At 43.7% G+C, this 23,862-nt stretch carries 22 protein-coding genes; 8 read left to right on the top strand and 14 right to left on the bottom strand.

Annotation, left to right across the window (positions count from 1 at the left end; genetic code table 11):
- Positions 1 to 70: 70 nt before the first annotated feature.
- Both sda and NLX78_RS08635 read right to left on the bottom strand, forming a co-directional pair.
- Positions 71 to 214, bottom strand: a complete 144-nt coding sequence (gene sda / locus NLX78_RS08640) for a sporulation histidine kinase inhibitor Sda (protein WP_007431918.1) — start codon at positions 212 to 214, stop codon at positions 71 to 73.
- A 282-nt stretch (positions 215 to 496) separates the two neighbouring features.
- Positions 497 to 1,153, bottom strand: a complete 657-nt coding sequence (locus NLX78_RS08635; protein ID WP_250260487.1) for a YheC/YheD family protein — start codon at positions 1,151 to 1,153, stop codon at positions 497 to 499.
- Positions 1,154 to 1,370: 217 nt separating this feature from the next.
- Between NLX78_RS08635 and NLX78_RS08630 the strand changes: the two genes are divergently transcribed.
- A complete protein-coding gene (locus NLX78_RS08630; protein WP_069290324.1) occupies positions 1,371 to 2,906 on the top strand; it encodes a Ppx/GppA phosphatase family protein in 1,536 nt (511 codons plus the stop codon).
- On the opposite strand, the gene ppk1 is transcribed toward NLX78_RS08630, so the two are convergent.
- Positions 2,866 to 4,974, bottom strand: a complete 2,109-nt coding sequence (gene ppk1, locus NLX78_RS08625) for a polyphosphate kinase 1 (RefSeq protein ID WP_025724043.1) — start codon at positions 4,972 to 4,974, stop codon at positions 2,866 to 2,868. The two genes, NLX78_RS08630 and ppk1, sit on opposite strands and share 41 nt — an antisense overlap.
- A gap of 306 nt (positions 4,975 to 5,280) precedes the next feature.
- Here ppk1 and NLX78_RS08620 point away from each other — a divergent pair, with 306 nt between their 5' ends.
- The 3 genes from NLX78_RS08620 to NLX78_RS08610 all read left to right on the top strand — a co-directional run bounded on the left by NLX78_RS08620 (position 5,281) and on the right by NLX78_RS08610 (position 7,248).
- A complete protein-coding gene (locus tag NLX78_RS08620) occupies positions 5,281 to 5,526 on the top strand; it encodes a hypothetical protein (RefSeq protein ID WP_007431922.1) in 246 nt (81 codons plus the stop codon).
- 201 nt (positions 5,527 to 5,727) lie between these two features.
- A complete protein-coding gene (locus NLX78_RS08615) occupies positions 5,728 to 6,390 on the top strand; it encodes a futalosine hydrolase (RefSeq protein ID WP_254350160.1) in 663 nt (220 codons plus the stop codon).
- Positions 6,391 to 7,248 carry a 1,4-dihydroxy-6-naphtoate synthase gene (locus NLX78_RS08610; RefSeq protein WP_254329232.1) on the top strand — a complete coding sequence of 286 codons (858 nt, stop codon included), beginning with the start codon at positions 6,391 to 6,393 and terminating at the stop codon, positions 7,246 to 7,248.
- A 157-nt stretch (positions 7,249 to 7,405) separates the two neighbouring features.
- Here the strand turns inward: NLX78_RS08610 and NLX78_RS08605 are convergent, their stop codons facing one another.
- From NLX78_RS08605 to NLX78_RS08585, 5 genes are all read right to left on the bottom strand, one after another.
- Positions 7,406 to 7,726, bottom strand: a complete 321-nt coding sequence (locus NLX78_RS08605; RefSeq protein ID WP_014277849.1) for a hypothetical protein — start codon at positions 7,724 to 7,726, stop codon at positions 7,406 to 7,408.
- A 313-nt stretch (positions 7,727 to 8,039) separates the two neighbouring features.
- The gene (locus tag NLX78_RS08600) at positions 8,040 to 8,330 is read right to left on the bottom strand and encodes a hypothetical protein (protein WP_254350159.1); all 291 of its coding nucleotides are present in this window, start codon (positions 8,328 to 8,330) and stop codon (positions 8,040 to 8,042) included.
- 18 nt (positions 8,331 to 8,348) lie between these two features.
- Complete coding sequence (locus NLX78_RS08595) at positions 8,349 to 8,675, bottom strand: hypothetical protein (RefSeq protein WP_250266612.1); 327 nt, start codon at positions 8,673 to 8,675, stop codon at positions 8,349 to 8,351.
- Between the two features lie 280 nt (positions 8,676 to 8,955).
- Positions 8,956 to 10,722: a cellulase family glycosylhydrolase gene (locus NLX78_RS08590; protein WP_254350158.1), complete on the bottom strand. Its 1,767-nt coding sequence runs from the start codon at positions 10,720 to 10,722 to the stop codon at positions 8,956 to 8,958.
- Between the two features lie 725 nt (positions 10,723 to 11,447).
- Positions 11,448 to 12,335 carry a DMT family transporter gene (locus tag NLX78_RS08585; RefSeq protein ID WP_254350157.1) on the bottom strand — a complete coding sequence of 296 codons (888 nt, stop codon included), beginning with the start codon at positions 12,333 to 12,335 and terminating at the stop codon, positions 11,448 to 11,450.
- Positions 12,336 to 12,480: 145 nt separating this feature from the next.
- Between NLX78_RS08585 and NLX78_RS08580 the strand changes: the two genes are divergently transcribed.
- Positions 12,481 to 13,359, top strand: coding sequence for a LysR family transcriptional regulator (locus NLX78_RS08580; RefSeq protein WP_254350156.1), 879 nt, complete (start codon positions 12,481 to 12,483; stop codon positions 13,357 to 13,359).
- A gap of 239 nt (positions 13,360 to 13,598) precedes the next feature.
- Here the strand turns inward: NLX78_RS08580 and NLX78_RS08575 are convergent, their stop codons facing one another.
- The 5 genes from NLX78_RS08575 to NLX78_RS08555 form a co-directional block, all read right to left on the bottom strand.
- Positions 13,599 to 15,176 carry a sigma-70 family RNA polymerase sigma factor gene (locus NLX78_RS08575; protein WP_254350155.1) on the bottom strand — a complete coding sequence of 526 codons (1,578 nt, stop codon included), beginning with the start codon at positions 15,174 to 15,176 and terminating at the stop codon, positions 13,599 to 13,601.
- Between the two features lie 408 nt (positions 15,177 to 15,584).
- Positions 15,585 to 17,321 (bottom strand): ABC transporter ATP-binding protein, encoded by a 1,737-nt coding sequence (locus tag NLX78_RS08570; RefSeq protein ID WP_254350154.1) that lies wholly within the window; start codon positions 17,319 to 17,321, stop codon positions 15,585 to 15,587.
- Positions 17,322 to 17,365: 44 nt separating this feature from the next.
- Entirely contained in the window at positions 17,366 to 17,974 is a 609-nt protein-coding gene (locus NLX78_RS08565; RefSeq protein ID WP_104497972.1) for a response regulator transcription factor, read from the bottom strand.
- 258 nt (positions 17,975 to 18,232) lie between these two features.
- Complete coding sequence (locus NLX78_RS08560) at positions 18,233 to 19,555, bottom strand: radical SAM/SPASM domain-containing protein (protein ID WP_254350153.1); 1,323 nt, start codon at positions 19,553 to 19,555, stop codon at positions 18,233 to 18,235.
- A gap of 405 nt (positions 19,556 to 19,960) precedes the next feature.
- Positions 19,961 to 20,320, bottom strand: a complete 360-nt coding sequence (locus NLX78_RS08555) for a HesB/IscA family protein (RefSeq protein WP_013311832.1) — start codon at positions 20,318 to 20,320, stop codon at positions 19,961 to 19,963.
- Between the two features lie 372 nt (positions 20,321 to 20,692).
- Here NLX78_RS08555 and mqnE point away from each other — a divergent pair, with 372 nt between their 5' ends.
- Positions 20,693 to 21,799, top strand: a complete 1,107-nt coding sequence (gene mqnE, locus NLX78_RS08550; protein ID WP_023990177.1) for an aminofutalosine synthase MqnE — start codon at positions 20,693 to 20,695, stop codon at positions 21,797 to 21,799.
- Positions 21,800 to 22,003: 204 nt separating this feature from the next.
- Positions 22,004 to 23,071: an NAD(P)/FAD-dependent oxidoreductase gene (locus NLX78_RS08545; protein WP_254350152.1), complete on the top strand. Its 1,068-nt coding sequence runs from the start codon at positions 22,004 to 22,006 to the stop codon at positions 23,069 to 23,071.
- 112 nt (positions 23,072 to 23,183) lie between these two features.
- On the opposite strand, the gene NLX78_RS08540 is transcribed toward NLX78_RS08545, so the two are convergent.
- Positions 23,184 to 23,441 (bottom strand): YuzB family protein, encoded by a 258-nt coding sequence (locus tag NLX78_RS08540; RefSeq protein WP_023990179.1) that lies wholly within the window; start codon positions 23,439 to 23,441, stop codon positions 23,184 to 23,186.
- 87 nt (positions 23,442 to 23,528) lie between these two features.
- On the opposite strand from NLX78_RS08540, the gene NLX78_RS08535 reads away from it, so the two are divergent.
- On the top strand, positions 23,529 to 23,774 hold the full coding sequence (locus tag NLX78_RS08535; RefSeq protein ID WP_013311836.1) for a NifU family protein: 246 nt from the start codon (positions 23,529 to 23,531) through the stop codon (positions 23,772 to 23,774).
- Positions 23,775 to 23,862: the final 88 nt, after the last annotated feature.

Raw genomic sequence — 23,862 nt, 5'->3', positions numbered from 1 at the left:
GCAGTGATTGTCCGTAAAGTCATCCGAACCCTGAATGACTTTACAGTCGCAGTACGAGAGCTTGTCCGGTCTAATGAAGGACTACGGCTGTATTCATCTCTAGATTTCTTTTGTGAATCTCAGCCAGCAACAGTGCAATGAAGTCACATTCAAGTTTAAGCTCGATTGCCATCTGATAGGAATCCAAAAGCATTTCATCCGTCAGCATAGCCATCCTCGACACAACCTTTCCTTTTATTTCAAAATCTATTCTATCAAAATACCAAAATCGGAACAAGCGTTCTGTTATCCACAGTCAATTGTGGAAATCCTGTGTATAAATTGTTGGTAAGTGTCGTTAACCCATATATGTGACAGGGGATAATGTGGACAATATTTATACACAGAATTTTGACGCTCGAACACAAAAAAAATATTTTTATTATTTATACAAATATATTATATTTAGCGTCTTGTTAATAGATTATATTGGAATTTTTTTAAAGAAATCAGAAATTTATTGCGGTCTTGTATTAACCTCTAAAATCCATACCCGTCCACTCTGATCAAGCCCGTAATCAAATCCCAGTTGTCCGATCCCAGGAAATCTTCTTTCCAGTACAGGAATACAGCGTCGTGTAAGTTCAATGATCTCTCGCCGCTTTTGAGTAGCAAGCCGCCGGGGATATATCATCCGAAGCGCCTCTGTTCCCTTCAGCAAAGTTCCCCCTTTGCACAGATTCGTAATGACCAGCCCAGGCCGAGCATGACGTGCAACCACCGCACGGAAAACCCATCTCTGCCCTTCCTTCACAACTTTGACTCGATAGTCGACAGGTCTACCTTGAATACTTGCCAGTTGGATGCCTTGTTGAATGAGATATGGACGTTGGATTCTGAGCTTATTAATTCCGATTACAAGCGCTTTAAAATGACTGAACCGGTGCGTGTGCTCCATACGCGTACAGGTGTATCCCCTACGCTCCTTTGCCACACGCATGACTCCGACTCCTCCGCCTCCTTTCACAGGTTTTATAAATACAAAAGCATGCCGCCGCAGCATCATGCGCAATTGTTCTTCACTATATAGACAGGTTTCCGGTATATAAACGGCGGTATGTGGATGGTGGAGCAGCGCCTTCGTCTTTAGCCATTTGCTTGCAAGTTGTCTCATCTAACCCTCTCCTTTCGCCGTCAGGTATACTTATACATACTCAACAGGAATGTTCTATTCTTGGATGATTGTCCGCGGCATGTGCCTATTTCGACAAGATCATGGCGAACGGTAGCATGCACCGAACATCACTGGTACAATGACAATAATCTACTACCATTTGCACGGAGCAACGGAAATTACCGGCAAATCGTTTTTTCAACAAGGAGGTCAACTCATGAATAGCAAAATTGGCATCATGGACATTGGCTCAAACTCCATACGTCTGGTGATCTATGAAATGACAGAGACAGGAGCCTATCGAATTGTGCAGGAATGCAAAGAAGCTGCCCGACTGAGCGAAAAGGTTGGGGCCAACGGCCGTATGGAACGGGAGGCGATTCGAAGCATCGCTCCATTGTTACGCCAATTTATGGCGGTATGCCATATGCACGGGGTGGTCCGTATGCGTGCAGCAGCAACGGCAGCCATCCGCAATGCCACGAATTCGGACGAAATCGTCCAATGGATCGCGGAGGAGACAAATTTAACACTGGAAATACTGAGCGGGGAGCAAGAAGGCTATGCCGGTTTTCTGGGCGTAGTGAACACTATGAATGTAAGTGACGGAATCATTATTGACATCGGGGGTGGCAGTACCGAAATTACGCTGTTCCGCGATCGAAAGCGACTGCATACGGTGTCATTTCCCTTTGGCGCTGTCAATATGAATTGGCGCTTTGGACGTGAGGTTAAGAATGGCGAATGGTCTCCTCAGCAGATTGAGGAAATGGAGAGCTTTGTCCGTTCTTCACTGCAAAATCATGATTGGATCTTCTCCAATCCGGGTCTGCCATTCATCGGGCTGGGCGGAACCCTGCGTACTTTGGCTAAAATCAATCAGAAGCGGCAGGATTACTCACTTCCTGTGACACACCATTACGAAATGACGATAGAAGATGTCGATTACTTCTATGGCAGTCTGCCCCATCTTCCCTATGAAAAACGCAAAAAAACAGCCGGCCTGTCCAAGGACAGAGCCGACATCATTGTACCGGGTCTTATTATATTGAAAACGATATTTGAAGCTGCTCAAGGCTCCGCGTATTTGGTCAGTGGAGCGGGTCTGCGAGACGGCCTATTTCATGAGCTGGTCAACGCTGAACAGCCCGTGGTAGCTAATCCGCTTATCACATCCATTCGCAATATCCTTTCGTTTGCTGTCCCGGTTAGCGAAGCGCATGTCAAGCGGGTTAACGAGTACGCCGTCCGTCTTTATGACACATTGGCTAACGGAACCTCAGCTGCTATGGACAAGCGCTTGTTACTGACCGCAGCAACTCTTTACAAAACGGGGGCTGCCTTGAATTACTATCATTTCCGCCAGAATTCCGTATTCTGGATTTTACATGCAGGCATTGGCGGTCTGTCCCATAGGGAAACGGTACTAGCCGCGTTGATCGCGGATTACCATCCCAAGAACCGGACTCCCCGTTTGCTACGCACACATGCCGATATTTTGGAGCCTTCCGACGAGGAACGTGTACATCGGCTCGGCTCGCTGCTCCAGCTCGCGATTGGCATGGATCGGAGTGAGTCGGGAATGATTACCAGCATCAATCCCACTACTGGGGATGACGCACTGCATCTTCGTCTGGAAAGCAAGAGTGAACCCATATTAGAACAACGGGAGCTAGAATCGGTTGCCAAGGATTTTCAAAAGGCGTGGAACCTTACATTGTCGTGGTCCATTCTACCTTCTTCCAATTTCTAACCTTCATCGCTTCAGATTGGCTCCTAATGGGAGCCTCTTTGTCGTTTCTGGACACAAATTGATAGCTGCCGTTAGGTAAAAGCTGGCGTGCCTTCACATTATCCCTTAACGATAAATGCAGAATATCTGCCAGCATTTCTTTGATCCCGTCATCATAAATCGGGCACATCAGTTCAATTCGGCGGGTCAAATTGCGCGTCATCCAATCCGCACTGGACAAAAATAACTCGGAGTTCCCTCCATTTTCAAAATAAAACAATCTGGAATGCTCCAGGAAGCGGTCTACAATACTGATGACACGTATGTTCTCGCTGAATCCTTCCACACCGGGACGCAAACAGCAGACCCCTCTAATGATAAGATCAATCTTCACACCTGCCTGGGAAGCCGCATATAGTTCATCGATCATCTCTTGATTGGATAAGGAGTTGATCTTGGCAATAATCCGGGCGGGCTTACCTGCCAATGCTTGCTCTGCTTCCCTACGGATGAGCTCAAACAGCTTGTTCTTCATTCCCGTTGGAGCCACCGTAAAAGCTTGCAAAGTCTTGAGCGCAGAGAATCCCGTAATTTCATTAAACAGTTCGGAGGCATCCTCTCCCAGTACCGGATCCGACGTAAACAATCCGATATCCGTATACACGCGCGCCGTGCTTTCATTATAATTGCCTGTACCTACATGCACATATCGTTTGAGTGCGTTACGCTCATGGCGTATGACAAGAATGATTTTGGCGTGCGTCTTCAAGCCAACCAATCCATACACTACGTGACAGCCTGCTTTTTCAAGCGTACGCGCCCAGGCAATATTACGCTCCTCGTCAAAACGGGCTTTCAGCTCTACCACCACCGTTACCTGCTTGCCCGATTCGGCCGCACGTGCCAATGCCGGAATCAGCTTCGATTCCCCGTTGACACGGTACAGGGTCATTTTGATTGCCATCACATCCGGGTCTTCTGATGCCTCAATGATAAAATCAGTTACCGCATCGAATGATTCATATGGATGGTACACGAGCACGTCCCGTTTGCGAAGTACGTTGAAAATATCCTCTTGTGGGGGCAGTTCTTCCGGATACAGTGGTTTGATTGCCGGAAATTTCAAATGCGAATACCCCTCCAAATGATCGGCAAAAGACGACAAAAACGTCAGATCCAACGGCCCGTCCATCTCAAACACATGATCGAACAGCTTGAATTCGCGTTGAAGCTCCATCAGGGCATAAGGATGAATCCCTTTTTCTACTTCCAGTCTAACCGGCGCCCCCCGGCGTCTTCGACGCAGCTCTTTTTCAATCTCTTCGAGCAAATCTTCGATTTCTTCTTCATTAATGGATAAATCGGAGTTACGCGTAACACGAAAGGCATGAACCGCCTCCGGAACATATCCAGTGAACAGCGTTTGGATGTGATGCTTGATTAGTTCCTCAATTAAAATAAATGATTTCTTCTTGCTGTTCGACCGCAAAGGCACCGTAACAACACGTGGAATATTCGAAGGCACCTGCACAATGGCAAAAAGCGGTTTATCCTCCTCCGTATCCCCGGGACGTCTCAAGACGACCGCTAAATATACGTATTTATTATGAACCAGTGGAAAAGGACGGCTCTGATCGACCGCCATCGGCGTGAGTACCGGAAATATAATTTCATGAAAATATGCATCCAGCGACTTGCGCTGTGTTGTATTTAAGTCTTCATATTCGAGCAATAAAAGACCTTTTTTCGTCAAGAGGCGAGAAATATCACGATAGGTCCGGTATTGTTCTGATACCATCGAGACGGTACGCTTGATCAGCCGTTTGTACAAACCGGAGGGGGTATATCCCGTAAAATCCTTTTGCATAAAACCCGCCTTGATCTTCTCGCGCGTCTCTGCAACACGAACAGCCATAAACTCATCCAAATTGCTAGATACAATCGCCAAAAATTTGGCTCTCTCCAGCAACGGTGTATCTGCATCCTGAGCTTCCTGAAGCACACGGCGATTAAATTCAATCCAGCTTAAATCTCGGTTAAAGTAACGTTCTGACCCGGCTTTATCCTTATTCTGACTCTCTATCAACATATGGCCTCCATCAATTCATGCAGTATAGTATCCCTTTATTGTACTATTAGATGAAACGCACTAGCATCACAGCAGTGTAAACGCAATGTAAAATGTGTGTAAACACAAACTGGATGTTTGAAAAGGTCAATCGGACGCTTTACAAAAATAGCATTAAGCGGTACAGTGTTTACGTCTGTTTCATAGAGTAGATTGACAAACCGTTCCTTTTTCAGTTGTTTATGTTCATTATGATGTGTAGTAACCACTTAGTAGCTACGTTCATTGCTGATTTTCAAATGGCATGATATAGGGAGGATTTACGTTATGGAACCCAAGAAAACGCCACGCGTACTGCAAAAAAACATCGAATTTTTCACCGCAGCGCTGTCACAACACCTCGTTTCGGTCTGGCAAGAGGACCCTACAGGTGTATACTGTGAGATTGGCTGTGGATATATCGAGTTATTCAGTAGCGAGATGATTCGGGTGCGCAATCAAGATGGAACCCCAAGCCATTATGACCGCAATATCACCATGTTTCAGTTAATCACGAAGGATCAGCCGATATAATTATTATATGCTATGCCTGCGCTGTTCTTCCAGATTAGAATTGTTTAATGTTTACAACTACCGATTTTCATATCTGCTGAATCTTGCAGTTTTTCCAAAAAGCGCCTCGGAGCGCTTTTTTTGTCGACTTTTTTTGAACATCGTTTCGAAAAGCAGTATGATAAGGGAGCATATTACCTAAATTTAAAGGGGAATCAACCGATGGAGCATACAACATCAGATGGGCGCATCCTGGTTATGACCGCGGTTGAAGCCGAACGGGAAGCTGTACTGCGGGGCCTGAAAGGCGATACCCGTTTTGTGGTCGAGCTGGCTGGCGTGGGCGCACCGTCCGCAGCGGCTTCAACCACGCTAGCACTGGCGGCGGCCGGTGACTACCGTCTGGTCATCAGCGCCGGAATTGGTGGCGGCTTCGTCGAGGTCGCTGCACTGGAAAGCGTCGTTGTTGCTGACGCGATCATTGCCGCCGACCTGGGAGCAGAAACGGCAGAGGGCTTCAGCAGCGTGGACGAGCTGGGTTTCGGCTCAAGCCGAATTGCCGTGAACGTTGCCACCGCGCAGCGATTCGTTCAGGCGTTGCGTGCCGCTGGACAGACGGCTGTCGCGGGGCCGATCCTGACCGTCTCCACGGCCACTGGTACGGCGGCAACAGCGGAACGGCTGGCCAAGCGCGTTCCCGGAGCTGCTGCCGAAGCGATGGAAGGCTACGGCGTAGCCGTGGCGGCAAATAGACTGGAACTGCCGACGATGGAAATCCGCACGATTTCCAATGCTGTCGGTCCACGTGACCGTGAAGCCTGGCGGATCAAAGAGGCTTTGCAAGCGTTGGAAGCCGCATTTTCTACATTAACGGAGGTTATATAGATGCAAATTGCTTTTTCACCTTGTCCCAACGACACTTTTGTCTTCCATGCCCTGGCGCATGGATTGATTCCGGGCGCACCCGCGCTGGACATTACATTTGCCGATATCGACATCACCAACAATCTGGCGATCACACCAGACGGACTGGATATCATGAAAATTTCGTATGCTGCACTCCCTTGGGTGCTGGATGAATACGCCCTGCTGCCTTGCGGAGGCGCACTGGGCCGGGGGTGTGGTCCGCTCGTGCTGACCAAGGAAGGTTCCACCGTCGAAGGCCCGGAAGCCCTGTCCGGCAAGCGTGTAGCCGTTCCGAGTGAACGTTCCACTGCCTATCTGCTGTTCCGCCTGTGGGCAGCCAAGCATGTGCCTGGGGGTGTCGGCGAGATCGTCGTGATGCCGTTCGACCAAATCATGCCTGCTGTCCGTGACGGGGAGATAGATGCCGGGCTGGTCATTCATGAAGCACGGTTCACGTATCCGTCCTACGGACTTAGTAAGCAAGTCGATCTAGGGAACTGGTGGGAAGAAGATACAGGGCTCCCAATCCCGCTCGGAGCCATTATTGCCCGACGTACGCTGGATTTGGATGCGATCACAAACTGGATACGTGCCTCTGTCGAATACGCTTGGAAGCATCCAGAAGCTTCGCGTGAATATGTATTGTCTCATGCGCAGGAGCTTTCACCCGATGTCGCCCAATCGCATATCGACCTGTATGTTAACGATTTTACCGCCAATCTGGGCGACAGCGGATATGCCGCCATCGAAGCTTTGCTTGGTCGCGCTGCGCAGGAAGGGCTGGTACCTTCGTTTGATTTAGCCCAACTGCGCCCTACTTCCACAACAACACGTTAAAAGGGGCAGACATGCCATGCATGTTTTTCTGCTGAATAGAGTAGTTTAAACATATAAAACCTCCCGAACGAGCACATGGCCTAGCCGTGCGCCCCATTCGGGAGGTTTTATCATTTCATATGGCGAATCCTCATTCGGACTCGCTTGATCCTTATTCTTAGTTCTGTTCCTGCTCCACAACCTCGGTCTTAAATACGTTATCCAGTTTGGTACCCAATCTTTTGACCAGCGGCACCTTGATATCCCGGCTCAGCTCCTTGAAAAAAGCGTCCATGTCACAATTAATCTTATCCAACACGACCTTCACGGTGCCCTCTGCCAAGATCTGCTCATTCAGATCCTCCGGTACGGTAACCGAGATATCATACTTCTTGCTTAACGTTTTAATGTAGCGGGTAAAGATTTCGATAAGCTCCTCATTGTTGAACTTCTCAACTGCAACTTGCCCTTTGTTAGTAAATTTCAAATTCACTCTCACGTTAGCATTTCCCCTTTTCCTTTTGACCATTTATTTTGGATAAACGTTGAACCTTTCAGAGGCTCTTCAAAGAAAGGGCCTTACCGGTCGTTTTAGACTCTTGTCCTTTGATATACTAAGTATAACACATTAAGGCCGTTTTCATTTCCCAACTTGTCGTTTTATGATAAAAAATGATACAATTTGCGCATTTTCAGCATAAATTCTTTCTTTTCATGCCAATCATTAGAAATAGTTTATACACAAATACACAAAAAAACGCCTATCTCGCAAAAGAAAGACGTTTCCGTATAGATGCTTAAGTGGTATGCATTTACAGAGGTTTCGTACATTCCCAACCGTGTGAACGATACTCACGCACAGCGTCTCGTATATCCTCAATATCATCAGAATGCAGCAAAATGGCAGGTAGAATTGCCCAATACTCATTCTCCGCTAGATCAATAAATACGTCCTCGACATCATAATATTGCATATCGCCAAATGCCGTATCCCTGATTTTCTGTCCAACCAAGGGTGTAAACTGGGAATCAAATGTTTTCATCACCTTCGTATATTCCTTCACGCCCGTTGCCGAGATCTGCTGTGAAATAATGACGCTCAATGCTGTTACCTCCCTGACCTAATAATGCTCATTATACCCTTCTCTCAGACCTTCTACAAAACCTTGCGCAAAAAAAATCATAAAAATCAATAGTCCAATGCCAATAGCTACGGAGCTGATTACGATAATGAAGATACCCTGCGTGTTTCTTTGTTCCATTCGTTTCGTTAAAATTCCGAAAACCAAACCTAAGACACCCAACAACCCTCCAAAGACAAAAAAACTAAATATGAACCCCAAACCTGCAAAAATCCAGCCAAAGAAAGCGAGCAACCATCCCTGCTGCTGTGGCTCACTCTGCTTCATCTGCCAGCGTTCCCTCGCTGTAGGTGTATATCTGTCCATTTGTTAGCTCCCCCGCTCATCTTACAATCCTTAAGAAAAATTGCCGATTGAAAAGTTTAAAAGTGCCGCTTACCAAGCGGATAATTCTGAACCATCATTTCCACTAACTCAACAGACTTATAGTCATATTTTACTATGACCTCCTTTGATATTCTAGTATATTTATACTAATCCTTGCTCCTATGTATTTGTACAGGCTTTTGCTTGATTCCAGACAAACTAAACGACCTTCCCCATTAGAATTTCGAGAAAAGGCCGTTACTACAACAATATGAATCTTTTACTGTTTACCGCTACTATAAACCGTGCTTAACTTGGATGTTGCTCTGATGCCATTCGGACCTTCAATAATAGCACGTCCTTGTTCAGTATAACTCGATCCTCCCCAGTCGTTTGACATATCCAAATATTCTAGACCCGATCCATTTCCTTTCCAAGACCACCCGAGATAACCTACACCTTTTTGTTGGGCGTAACTCATAATGGTGGCCTCGTCAACATCACCATTTGTATGCTTGATTCCGAATTCTCCAATGATGACAGCTAGATTTTTGTTTAATACATTGTCAATATTGCTTTTTACTGTTTCGGCATTTCCTCCAGCGTATTCGTACATATGAATGGAGAACATCGTATTTTTAAGCGGATCGGCATCAAACACTTGCGTTCCGTAGTCAAAAATCGACTTCGGATATTGACCCCAACCAGCGGCGTCAACCATAATGGTATTTTTGATGCCAGCATTTCTTAGCTTTGGAATAACTGATTTATACCCCTGTGCCCAGCCGTTTCCATCCCAAGTACCAAACCATTCATTCGCAATGTTGAGAATGACTGTATTTTCTTTTCCAATCAGTGCGCTCTTCATTTCAATCCAGTAATCTGCGATTTTATTCAACACAGCAGCATTATCACTTCCCGTACCATCGTGTACTTCAAGGATAACAACCAATTTGTTTTGTTCTGATAAAGTGATCAGGTTTTGCAACGCTGACAAATCATCTTTCGTCCATTGCTGACCGTCTGACAGCACGATTCTAATCGTGTTCGCTCCTGTTTTGGCAATTGCAGGTATCGCAACCGACTCTTGACCTTTGTACCAAGTGTACGCGTGATTAATTCCTCTCATGACAAAGGGATTTCCCTTGCCATCATAAAGCGTCGTACCTTTAACATAAAATCCTGTATTTTGAGAGGAGTCGGAACTTGTTGTTACTTTTAAGACATTACTTGGTTCCGAAACATTGCCTGCTGCATCTTTCGCTTTTACAGTGAAATTGTAGGATGTGTTCGCAGTGAGCCCCGTCACTGTATAACTTGTTGTGGTGCTCGTGTCTACCAGATCTGTTCCGTTATAAATAACGTAGCCAGTTACACCTACATTGTCTTTTGAGGTCGTCCATGTAAGAGTGACAGATGTGCTCGTCTTGGATGAGCTTTGGAGGTTTGTTGGGGCGGTTGGTGGTGTCGTATCTGCTGTCGTATCCATCTGCGTGAATCTCCACCTTTGCTGAGCGCTACCGTTGTCGGCCCATTGTTGAACGTTTGCACCGTCATGGGTATAACCACCGACAACATCCAATGCTTTACCACTAGATTGCGAGATCAGCTTATAATATCCACCACCAGCGTCAATGATTTTCCACTTCTGCTGAGCGTTCCCGTTGTCGGTCCATTGTTGAACGTTTGCTCCGTCATGGGTATTACCACCGGCTACATCTAATGTTTTACCACTAGATTGCGAGATCAGCTTATAATATCCATCACCAACGTCGACCACTCTCCACTTCTGTTGCTCCTTTCCGTTATCGGTCCATTGTTGAACATTCGCTCCGTCATCCTTTGATCCCCCTTCAACTTCCAAGTTTTTTCCGCTATGCTGTGCCGTAATTTTGTAAACAGCATCTGAAATAATATCCGATTGGGCAGACGATGTTGGATCAAGCGCTAGATTAGTAACTCCATCATTGTTAGCGCTTACAATGATGGTCGGCAATATATACACAAGCATACTCAACGAGAACAAACACGACAATAACTTCTTCATTTTGTAACCTCCAGGTAACCAGCATTACCATTCACCGTTTGCTCGAAGTTTCCAACATTTCTATTTAACCGCATCTCAACATACACCTCTCCCTTAGCTTATATATTCAAATTCCCATCCCTTAGGCACGTACTATGATCTCTCCCTCCCGGCCATAATTCGGAAAAGAAAAAAGAACCAAAAAGAGCTCTATCCTAATATTAGGTAAACGCTTTCAATAGTTCCAAACTAATTATGTGATTGGGAAATGAATTCTTACACATTCTAGTTTACGTTATACGAAATGTCAATTGTTAGCATAACAAAAGTCTGTAAAATACAATGATTATTAAAAAAACAAACATCCTATTTAAATAATAAATTAGTGATATTGAATAACACGATTCTTTTATTATCTCTATTTTTGCTATAAAACAATTATATTCATTCATTTTTTACATAAGGACGAAAAACATAAAAAACACAAAAATCTTTAAAAATATTTTGTTATTCTAATGTTTTTTTATAACATCATATCTTGTTAGCTAATTTTGTACGACAACCTCTACCATAAATTTAAGTTTTTTCAATAATCTTGAATAGCATAGCAAATGAGTTGTTTGAAAATCATAGTCAAAAAAGCACGCTATATTGGTGCTTCCAATATGCGTGTGTGAAAGAAGTTATTGAAGTTCTTCTTGATCCATCACTCCCGTTAATCCTCAAATGTCTCACCGTTCTGATACTTAGTGGGATAACTCTATTCTTTCCTTAATATTTACCAGATACACACTGCCTGCAATCAGCACTAGCCCCCCAACAAACGTCAAAGTAAGTGATTCCTTGAGCATTATCATACTAAAGACCGTGGACAACACCGGAATCATAAACGTATAGGAGCCGACGGTTCCCGCATCTCCGTTGTCGATTAGTTTAAAATAAATCATCCAGCCCATCGCAATCACGAATATCGAAATAAACAATAAAATTGCGATAAAGGAGGTCGTCCAGTGAATGTCACTCCATTTCTCGGTCGTAAATCCAATGCCATTGAGTATAATCCCTCCCAAAACGAGCTGCATCGTCACCGCCCAAATGGAATCCAACTGTTGGCTTTTTTTCTTCATATAAATCGTTCCGAGCGCCCAGCACAGTCCTGAAGCTAGCCCCAACACAATGCCCAGTACCGATAAATGCCCTGCCATTCCACCAGAGCTAATCACAATCACCCCGCCAAAGCCCAGCACCAGTCCAATGACCTTCAGGGGAAACATACGCTCCCCCAACCACATCCAGGAGAATAATCCCAACAGGATCGGCTGAAGGAATACTAAAGTGGAAAACAACCCAGCAGGCAAATAACGCAACCCTACCGTCTGCAAGCCATAGTAGCCTGCAATATTAAATATGGCCAGCACCAGATAAGTCCACCCATTCTGTCTAAAGCGTAAGGTTTCCCGGTGACGCATAGCGAACAACAGCAGAATCACACCACCCAGTAGGGTACGGAGTCCTGAAAAAAATATCGGCGGCGTATCTGGCAAAGCCAGCTTGGTCAACGGCCAGTTGATCCCCCATACCATCACTAATATCAAGACAAGCCACAGCGTAGCTTTAGGTGTTAATTTTTTCATAGATGTCTTCTCTCCCTTAGATTTATCGCATTGCTTTACGTCTACAATCTGAATAGCCGTTTGCAAAGTTTTGCTTTACTAGCGTATACTGTGGTCACTAATAAATAAAATGAATATTTTCAATAAGGGAGATAACTTTTCACTTATGACCATTACTCAAATTATGATCTTCGTTCGCGTAGCTGAAACGCTAAACTTCACCCAAACTGCCCATGAGCTGCATATGACGCAGCCCGCGGTCAGCCATGCCATCGCCAGCATCGAAAACGAACTGGATGTCCAGCTATTGCTACGCGACCGAAAAAAAGGAGTGCTGCTGACCGATATCGGGCACAAAGTACTGCTGGAATTCCGTATGATGCTGCAAAGCATGGAAAAGGTACAGCAGCAGGTGGCTGCTGAAAAAGGTCTAGACGTGGGCACAATCACGATCGGTGCCTTTCCTTCTGCTTCAGCCTATTTTCTGCCCCCGATTATTCATCATATTCGTCAGCATTATCCGAACCTTGTTTTCGATCTACATGAAGGCTCCACGAATGAAGTCAAGGAGTGGGTGCATACCAGAGAAATCGAGGCGGGTATCATCCTGTTGCCAGACCCTCAGGTAGATGTAATCCCATTATGTCAGGATGACATGGTTATTCTCCTGCCAGACGGTCACCCTTTGCAATCGCACAATAAAATCGCCATTCGAGACTTGAATCAGCAGGATATGATCTTTTGTAAAGGTGGACATGAGGTCGCCATTATGGAAGGTTTTGAACGCGAGAAAAGTCAGTTGCAGGCACAGTTCATTACTCATAATATCAGCACCTTGGTCAGCATGGTTCGACAGGGACTAGGGATGGGTATTGTTTCTTCACTTGCCTTATCCACGTTCCCTCATAATCTGACCGTCAAGGAAACCTCGCCTCTGATCACACGTCAAATCGGTATAGCTGTACCGTCCCTGCACAATGCTTCACTTGCTGTACAGTTATTTGTGCGGACCGCGCAGGAGCTGTTTACAGATGTGAAGCAGTAGAAGCACTGATAACGAGATTTTGGCAGGTGTATAATGTTTACTAAATATTACTTGAATCATATTATAAGAGGTGTCTTTTCATATGCAGGAAAATCAATTCATTGGACCGGATAGCTAAGTTCCTAACCTATTCCCGGTGATTTTTCTTGTTTTAATATGGTGTACTTAAAAAATAAAAAGGAGTTTTCCATAAACGGAAAACTCCTTCGCACATTAAGCTATTTACTGCTACAGCTTGTTCAATGTCGGACCACCAATTCTCCGGCTACATCATCCCAGCGCCAAGAAACCTCATGTCCATGGAGATGCAGCCCCCCAAACCACTCATCGATCCCTTGAACTGCAATGCGGTCCGCTGATCCATTCAGTACCTCTTTACCCAACTCTGTCAGAATTACCTTTCGGTTCAAAAAATCCGGAATTTGTCTGAAATTCAAGCCAGCCTCATCCCCGTCAATCATCAGCAAAGGATGTTCGCCTTGCGCCAAAGCACGAATAAATTTCCAGTATTCGAGATCACCCATGCCGAGCACATGCAGGATGTCAGTTACCTGACGAAATAATTCCAATGGCGTATCCACTCCATTATGAACGGTCTGAAGCGTGGTCTGTTCCACAATGCCAAGACCATTCCGCTCCGAGGGCAACCGCTTGAGATGTACTGTGAAGGCTTCATAGGCAAAAGGTAGGCCAGATGCTGCCAATTCTGCCTTCTTGTCTTCCAGCAGATTAGCCATTTGAGTAGGATCAGGAGAAGCATACGCCTGCCAAAGATCGCTTCCGAGCCCCATTTCTTGCCGTTCAATAGTTCGCCAGGTCCCGGATAATGTCTGAAGCTGTGCCGGAGTGAGCTGTCCCAGACCATGAAACCGTTCGATTCCCGGAAACTCCCCAATACAGAGTAGGCTCAGCTTCGTGCGGCCCAGTTTCTGTCTCTTGAACCAGTGGAGCAGATAGGCGAGCATGCTCTGATCAAACAGATCATGCTCAAACCACAATACGACTTCATCATACTTGATAAATTCACGAAGTTTCTGCTCTTGTTCCTCACATGCCGTAATATATTCGCTGGCCGGAATACCCATCGTTTCCTCCAGAACCCGGGCCCGCAGTGCCCGTTCTTCAGCTCCCGCTGGATTTGCAAATATCGGTCCTGCCGGATATACCTCTCTCCATACAAGCACGTCACCTTGTACAACACCCTGCTTCAACATGTCACCTACAACATCACCGTTAACAATATGTAGCATGTTTTGCCCTCCCTCATACAAATGATTGAACACGGAGACGAGGTCGGCCACCGGGAGTGTACCTTTCAATTTTCGGCGGGCATCGTGCAGCCGCTTCTTAAGCGTCGGGACCGGAGTGCCCAAATAATCGGAAATTTCCTGAAGAGAGTAACCGTAAAAATAAAACAGCCGCAGAGGGACGCGCAGCTTGGCAGACAGTGCCTTCACCGATTGTTGCAGAACTTGGCTCTCCTCTCTACGCTCCGCAATTTCTGCCAAACCCGGTACTCCTCCCGATACCTGCACAGCCTCATCCAGAGGAAGCATCGAATGATGCTTGCGCCGCAGCGTCCGCTGGCACTGTCTTACGACAATGGTCTTGAACCAGCCTGGAAAAGCGGACGGGTTCTGTAGCTTCTCCAGATTCTGATAAGCCTCTATGAACGCATCCTGCACGGCATCTTCCGCGAGATGGACATCCTTCAGCATGTCATAGGACACGGCATATGCCATTCCGCGAAAATGCAGCATCAGCTGCCCAAACGCTTCCGCATCCCCTAGCCGCGCCTTTTCAACCCACTCCCTCATACGTCCCTAGCCTCTTTTCTTTCGTGTTCTTAATCTTAAGTGCCGGCTCAGTGGGGGAAGGTTACAAATCATGTTGATGGAAAAATGAAATGATTGATAAAGAGCTTCACTGAACACAGCAACCATATTAACAGATTCCTTCTCAATAGAAGCATAATGTAGTTACAGGCTGTTGGTTTTCAACAGAAATATATCATCTTTTATTTTTCACGAGGTTAAGCTCAATTCCATTATCCCTATCCTTCTGCATTTAAAAGCGCATACTAAAATTATAGAGAAGATAAATTATCACTATAAGAAGTTATGCAATAACAACTGCTGATTAAATGTACAGCCATAAAAAAACACTAAAAGGTGCCCGCCTTTAATTGGCCAAACACTCATTTAGTGAGTCAATTTAAAAACTAATTAATTTACCACGTAAGAGATTGGGCTGTCTTTATGTTGTGTCATTGTCGACTCTTCTGCCAATCCATACATATGATAGAAGCAACCCTGAAGCTCTATTAATTCACAAAATGTCCCTTTCTCTATAATTGCTCCATCAGCGAATACAAATATCATATCATAGCGCTCTAATACTGGTTTTGATAACCGATGAGTAACCATCACGCATGTAGTATTCTCTAAATTCAGAACTGTTTCTTCAACAGCATTTGCTGTTTCCTGATCAAGTGACGAAGTCGGCTCATCCATTAACAATAGGGGAGTGCGGCGTATTAACGTCCTTGCTATGGCTATTCTTTGCTTTTCACCTCCAGACAAAAAACTTCCTTTCTCTCCAACCTGTGTCTCCATTCCATTGGGTAGCTTATTAATTAGCATACTCAGACCAGATTTTTGAATAGCATCTTCAATTTCCTTATCAGAATATATCTGATGTAATACAATATTTTCCTTAATGCTACTATCAAATAAAAAAACATCCTGATGCAGGACAGACTCCAGTCTGCACCAATCCTCCATATTGATTTCCTTTAAATCTACTTCATCAATACTGATCCTGCCTTTGTAGTTCTCATATTGCTTCATTAAAAGCCGTAATACCGTTGATTTTCCTGACCCGCTCGGCCCGACTAAGGCATACTTCTTTCCTAACTCCAAATCCATATTTAATCCATGTACATTATAGCAGTCATCTTTATAACCAAAAGACACTTCTTTTAACGATACTTTATCCTGAATAGTCGGTTTGCGAATGTAAATCTTGTCCTGTCGCTCTGTATGTAAAAGTTGTGTAATCTTTGCCGATATATCACGTAACGACTTGATTTGAGTTATATATTGAATACTCATTTGTATCGGATTAACGATGCTATTAGTTAGTTGAACACAAGCAATCATAGTTCCCAACGTGATAAGCTGCCGTAAAGTAAGGAAACTCCCAATAATAAATACTGAAATAAACATAAATCCACCAAATACTTCACTAATAGAGGCAACCCAAGCACTCAATTTCTGAAATCTATATTTTTGATTTTCCGTCTCCTGATTAATACCATCAAATTGCCCATGTACATGCCCCTCAATACCAAAGCTTTTAATAACTGCAAATCCTGAATACATATCATTCGTATGAATCATAAATTTTTCTAAAGCTTCAACTACTTTTCTCTTACAATTTACAAGTTTCTTTTCAAACATTCGAGGGATAAACATAGATGACAGTGTTAATAAGACAAGGGCTATGACAATTGTAGGACTGAGTAAAAACATCGCTAACAAAGATGCTGAAAAAGATATAAATGTCCCAATTAACGAGAATATATTTTTAAAATAATCATCTTCAATCATCTTTATATCATTACTAAAAATAGAAATATACTTGGCGCTATGATTTGAAGAAAATTGTGTTAGACTTTTATTTAAAATATGCCCAAATACAATTTCTTTTAGATTAAGCATGGTCTTCCTCATATAAGAAGCATGAGATAAATTCGTTAGTAATCGAAGTATTGCACCCAGAATGATTAAAAATACAGCCAAAAAAGCTGATTTAACAAATTCTTGTTCACTTCCGGTTGTAACAGTGTCTACCAATTTCTTAAAGATAAAAGCCATATACATATTCATGAGGCTTGATAAAGTGATGCAAATGATAAGTAATATTAACTGAAATCTATACTTAAACAAAAAAAGCTTCATCACTAACCCCCATTAGAATATATTTTTGTCTAAAATTTAAATTTTCACACATTAATCATCCCTCTATTTTTGGCAGCAACTACAGCTTCTAATCTCGAATGCACCTCAAATTTATTGAAAATATTAGTTAAATAATATTCCACAGTCCTTTGACTAACACAGAAAATGACAGCGAGCTCCTTATTACTTTTCCCCTCTGCGACGCATTCCAAAATAGATCGTTCCTTGTTGTTAAGCACTACATAGTCCATTACTCCTTCACGGTGATGAAGCTGTTTCAGTAAGGTTACGGGTAAAACGGAAATACCGTTTAACACGTTTCTTATAGTCCAAATTAGTTGATCGTGCGAAGGATCATTTTCAATAAATGCTATAACGCCCAGGTTTAAGAGTTTATCCATCATTGTATATGTATGAACCTGTCCAATAAATAGTATGGGTATATCCTGAATTAGATGGATACATTCCAAATCTACAGGAAGCATTTTATTCAAATGATAGATACATAGATTAAAATTATATTTAGTTAAGTTCTCTTTTGCTTCCAAAATAGTTCTGATAAGTGTGACATGTATATATTGATCTTGTTCAATCCACGACTTGGTAACCTCTCCTGATTCAGGATGATCATCAATAAGTAAAATGCTGTACATTTGACTAACCTCCTGCGTATTTTATACTTACTAATATAATTCTCGACAAAGTAGCTAAATAACCGCCTGTCTACTAAAGATAAACAGGCGGTTTCATAATAAAGAAGATTACCAGGAGAAAATAATACAACCATGATAATACCAACAAGTACTGGCAGGTTCAACAGAACTTTGGGCTGCTTTCGGCTCTACAATCCAACGCATATTTCTCACCTCCTTTCAAAACTACAAAAGAGCGAAATAATAGAAAGTTAAAACTTATACTTCAAGTCGGTGATAATTAAATTTAAGCATTTCACCTAAATTGTACTTGTACTCACAACAAACAGGCTGTTTGTCGATACTTTCAAACGCTTGCTGGGCACAACCTCCGCCACATAAGGGCAGCACTGAGCAACTTCGGCATTTTTCAATTTTATACGGGGAATAATTAAGCCACTTCTCCGTACGTTCATTAGAATATATACCATTACTAATATGACCTATCGCATAATTTGAGTTTCCTACCGTATTCCAGCATTTTTGAATCCAGCCATCTGGCTGCACTACAATTGAATTATCTGCAATAGCAGCACAAACAACAGGTACATATTGAGGGTAATAAGAAATATTAAGCCCTTTTTCCAATGCTTTTTCATACAAGCTCAGAATAACTCCAGAGAATTCTTGATTGGCAAAGCAGCTATTACTACTTGAACAACCTCCTGCCACATAATCAGTAGTGGCAGAAAAATAAATATTCACTTTTTCCCTAAAGTCTTGCTGCCCTAAATAATCCATATAATCTTCCATTGAAGCTACGTTGTTCAAATCTACATTTGAGCGTATATTAATGTGAACAAAATCACATGAATCTCTAATATTTTTTATTATTTGATCAAATGTCCCTTGTTGGTTCGCCAAAACCCTTCTTTTATCATGATTCACCTTATTACCATCGATCGTAATTTGAATACTTTTCAAACCCAAATCCCTTAAAATAACGGCACGACTTTTAGTTAGTAAATATCCGTTGCTAACCATGTAGTGCGCTATTTCAATATGTTTTGCGGCTGCCATAGTATTCATTTGATCCATGAGCCGAGTAACCTTTTTAAATTCAAGTAATGGTTCTCCGCCTGTCCAATTGACAGTAATATGTTTCAAATCTGTAGCTTCCATTGCACTTTTTATATAACTCAAAATATCTTGCTGAACTTGATCAGTGAAAGAATGATTACCTGTTTTCTCAGTCAAATTCTCATAGCAATAAGAGCATCTGAAATTACAATTAAACGTAGGTAAAATTGTAAGGTGTAATGTGCTTTTTTGATATCTAGTTGTAGTGAATGACTTCTCCATTATCTCTAATTCATTAACGGGATTCAGATATAAAAATCGTCCTTGTATTAAGTGTTCTAACTCTTCACAATTCGTTAGATAGGAAAAATCTTCATTAACGAGGGCCTCGTATAAGTCCTTCTTTATTTCTCCTAAACCGTTAGTCAGGCTATTATATATTAAGTATTTACCATATCCTTCCTCATCCAGTTTCAAGTACTCGTTGTAAGAAGAAATTTTCATGTGTACCCCTTCTATCATTTAGTATTAAGTACCAGATTGACCTACTTCCACAATGTACCGAACTAAATAACTATTTATTACATCATTTTACATCAGACTAATCAATAACCATTCATTCATCTATTTAATTATATTTTACCATTACCTTTCTTAAAAATCACCGCAAATTAACCGCAAATTATAAATAAAGCAAAGATAAAATCATAGAGTGTAAGACAGACTATTTAACAAAAGTGGCCCCCTAGTTCCTCTATTTCTACCCACTGACAGAAACGAAAACACAAAAACCTCCAAAACGATATAGTATGCGACTATACCGCTGGAGGTCTTAACTTACAACCCTAAAACAAATATTTCCATTTCGTTAATTGTTAGCGTTCATCATTCAGATTTATTTTCATACCACCACTCGAAAAACCTGAATCAACAAGGCTCTTCGTTCGGCTTACCTGCATCTGTAGCCGTACGGAAGCTTGAACCACAGCCGCATGTAGCTACAGCATTCGGATTATGAATCGTGAAGCCGCCTGACATTCCAGACTCTTCAAAGTCGATTTCCAGACCGTCCAGGTAGCGGATGCTTTCCTTCTCCACTACAATCTTCATATCCTGTACGTTCATATATATATCTTGATCCGTCTCGTTGTCGTCAAAGCCCATTGCATACGAAAATCCGGTGCAACCGCCCGGCGTAACACCCAGACGTAAAAACATATTCGGCGTTTCCTGCTGCTCCAGCATATCTTTCAAACGCTCAGCAGCGGAATCGGTGATGTTAATCATAGCTCCATCCTCCTCTTTTACTTCATGTTCTCCTTCAGTATACTCCACTATTTGCACGTGCTCAAGTCATGGAATGTCCTTCCCTTACAGGCTTAAAGACCTGTTTTTCTATTCGTTTGTATTGAACACCGGTGGTGTGAGGTTTATAATAGGTGAAGAGTGTGTAAAAGAAACTGTCGGAAATTTGTCATTTCAAAGGCGATATTTTGAGATATTCATCATTGTAGCCTGGCATTGTAACATTTTTCACATATCGTATATCCGCGCTGCCGGATTCTTACCGACGGAACGGGACATCCTGTGCGCACTTAGCGCTTGTGCCGCTGATTTGGCGGACAGCCTCGCACAGAGCAACTTGAAGGAGGAATAGGCATGTCCACATTAGTTACACCTTTTACAGACCGCAGAATGGCGGAAATTGTAGAAAAGGTACAGAACGGTATTCGTTTGAACCTTGAAGACGGTATATATTTGTATGAAACTGACGATATCCTCACACTGGGTCAATTGGCTAACGAAGCTAATTTACGCAAGAACGGAAAAAAGGTTTATTTTATCGAAAACATGAGCCTGTACTTCACCAATGTATGCGAAGCGCGCTGCGCGTTCTGCAATTTCCGCAAGGATCAGGGGGAGGACGGCTCTTATACGTTGTCCGGGCAGGAAATGATTGATTATGTAGAGCAACACATCCATCCGGGAGTAAGAGAATTCCATATCGTCGGTGGTCATAATAATCATGTGCCTTTCCAATACTATGTAGACTCATTGAAGGCTCTGAATGAAAAATATCCCCACGTTACACTGAAAGCTTACACAGCAGCGGAAATTGACTTTTTCACACGCATAAGCGGCTTGAGTATTAAAGAAGTGCTTCAGGAGCTGCAAAAGGCTGGACTTCAATCCCTGACTGGTGGTGGCGCAGAAATCTTGTCCGACGAATATCGGAAGAAGATGCGTGTTACGAAAGCCAACGTGGATCGCTATCTCGAAGTACATCGCACGGCCCACAATCTCGGCATGAAAACTCATACAACCATGCTGTACGGTTCGGTCGAATCGTATCAGGATCGTATTGAACATATGCTGCAAATTCGTGAATTGCAGGACGAAACGAACGGATTTATGGTATTTATTCCACTGTCCATGCAGCCGAAAAGCAAAAACGCCAACATCATGCGCCGGAACTCCGCTTACGAGGATCTCAAAACCATTGCGATCAGCCGCCTGATGCTGGATAATATCGACCATGTCAAAGCTTACTTCATTAATATTGGCCCGCAATTGACGCAGGTCGCTCTCACCTTTGGCGCATCAGACGTGCATGGCACGATTGTGCGTGAGCAGATCAGCCATGCCGCAGGTGCGTTGACCCCTGCCGGATTGACCCGTAAAGAGCTGATCTGGCTGGTCAAAGGTGCCGGACGCATACCTGTTGAACGGGACACCTTCTATAACGAAATCGAAGTTTTCGAATAAATGTAATATCGGATTCAGATTTCCCGCGAGCATTTCATCCCCATTACTCACACCATGCAGCATCATGCTGCCTCGGAATACGCTGGTCTGCCAGCCAAAGGCAGGCCCGATTCTCGGGTTTTATAACAACAAAAACTTGTGTTAGATCGACGAGACACCAGACCATTTGCCGGGGACACGGTAGCGAAAGGACGGCGGATTTTGATGAAAAATTTCGTTATTCTTGGGGGCGGCTATGGCGGCCTTACCATTGCCAAAGAATTGCTGGATAAACACATTCCCGACGATGTTCAAGTTATTTTAGTGGATCGAATGCCCTTTCAGGGATTGAAAACGGAGTATTATGCCCTAGCGGCAGGTACGGTTTCTGATTTTGATTTGCGGGTGCATTTTCCAGATGAACAACGTCTTATTCGCAAATATGGAGAGGTCACCTCGATGGATCTGGAGAATAAAATAGTCCATTTTCAAGAAGGTGAACCCTTGCCCTATGACCAGCTTGTCATTGCGTTGGGTTGTACCGACCGCTTTCACAATACACCGGGGGCTGAAGAACACAGCTGTACGATCCAGTCGTTTAACCATACCCGCCAAACCTATCTGCGCTTGAACGAAATCAAGCCATATGGACATGTCCATATTGTAGGCGGCGGTCTGAGCGGTGTTGAGATTGCTGCGGAGTTACGTGAAAGCCGTACGGATTTGAATATTACCATTATGGATCGGGGCGAGCGGGTGCTGTCGGCATTCCCGCAACGTTTGTCTGCCTATGTACATGCTTGGTTCAAGGAGCATCAGGTTAATGCCCTGAATCATGTTGCGGTTTCCCGTATTGAGCCGGGGGCTATTTATAACCGTGACGAGCAAATTGTAACGGATGCAGTGGTATGGACAGCGGGGATTCAGCCGGTAAAAATCGTGCAGGATTTAGCCGTCCCTAAAGACCCTCAGGGCCGCATCGTGCTCAACGAATATTATCAAATACCGGACCATCCTGAGGTGTATGTGGTCGGAGACTGTGCGAGCCTTCCCTACTCTCCAAGCGCTCAAGCGGCAGAAGTGCAAGGGGAGCAGATCGCACACATTGTACGCGACCTGTGGAAGGGTCAAACGCCTCATCCGCATCCTTTAAAGCTGCGCGGTACATTAGGCGCACTTGGCAAGAAGGCCGGGTTCGGCTATGGCTTTATGGGTAGTACCTCATTGCGCGGACGAGTACCACGCCTGCTTAAAAGCGGTGTGCTCTGGAAGTCCAAACGCCATTTTGGATAAACGTATGCTAAACAAACAAAGAAGACCCGCTCTCAGAGCAGGTCTCCTTTGTTTAGTGTTTGCATGATGTATATGCTCTACAAAAAGGAGCTAGCTAACAGAGCATTATATTTCAATCCAAATCTAGGTTATCCCATGCTTCAGCTTCCTTAATTTTGTTCATAATCACTTCGTACAGAAGCTCTGCTGAATCCGCGGATACAATCTCACCGTTGACCATCGCATAGGGTTCGGCGTTGCACTGACCGCAATTGCTTAGGCAGCCGTATTCAATCACATCATAATCCGGATTCTGTTCCAGCTTGGACATGATTTCATCGGTACCCCAATGCATATTACTGGTGCAAAACTCAATAATAGGTCTTAACATTTTTTCACCTGCTTTGGATGACGGGCATTTTAATTTGGCCCGCTTTGTAATATAATAATAAAGGTATAGGAAAGGAGTTGAATTCTAATGAGCGAAACACAAAGCGTTCAAATGTATGATGAAGTAGCTGATGTACTGGATAAGCTCCGTCCGTTCCTGCAACGCGATGGTGGCGACGTTGAGCTGGTTGACGTTGAAGACGGCATCGTTAAGCTGAAGCTGGTAGGCGCTTGCGGCAGTTGCCCAAGTTCCACAATCACGCTGAAAGCCGGGATTGAACGTGCTCTTCTCGAAGAAGTCGACGGCGTCCAAGAAGTGGTACAAGTATTCTAATGCTTGATGCATAATGATCATGAGAGTCTTGACTTCGGTAACGAAGCTCAAGACTCTTTTTTGTGTTACAGCGTCTGAGGGAGCACTC

The sequence above is a fragment of the Paenibacillus sp. Lou8.1 genome (assembly GCF_024213565.1).
GTDB classification, from domain to species: domain Bacteria; phylum Bacillota; class Bacilli; order Paenibacillales; family Paenibacillaceae; genus Paenibacillus; species Paenibacillus polymyxa_B.
This window is presented reverse-complemented; position numbering and strand designations above follow the sequence as displayed.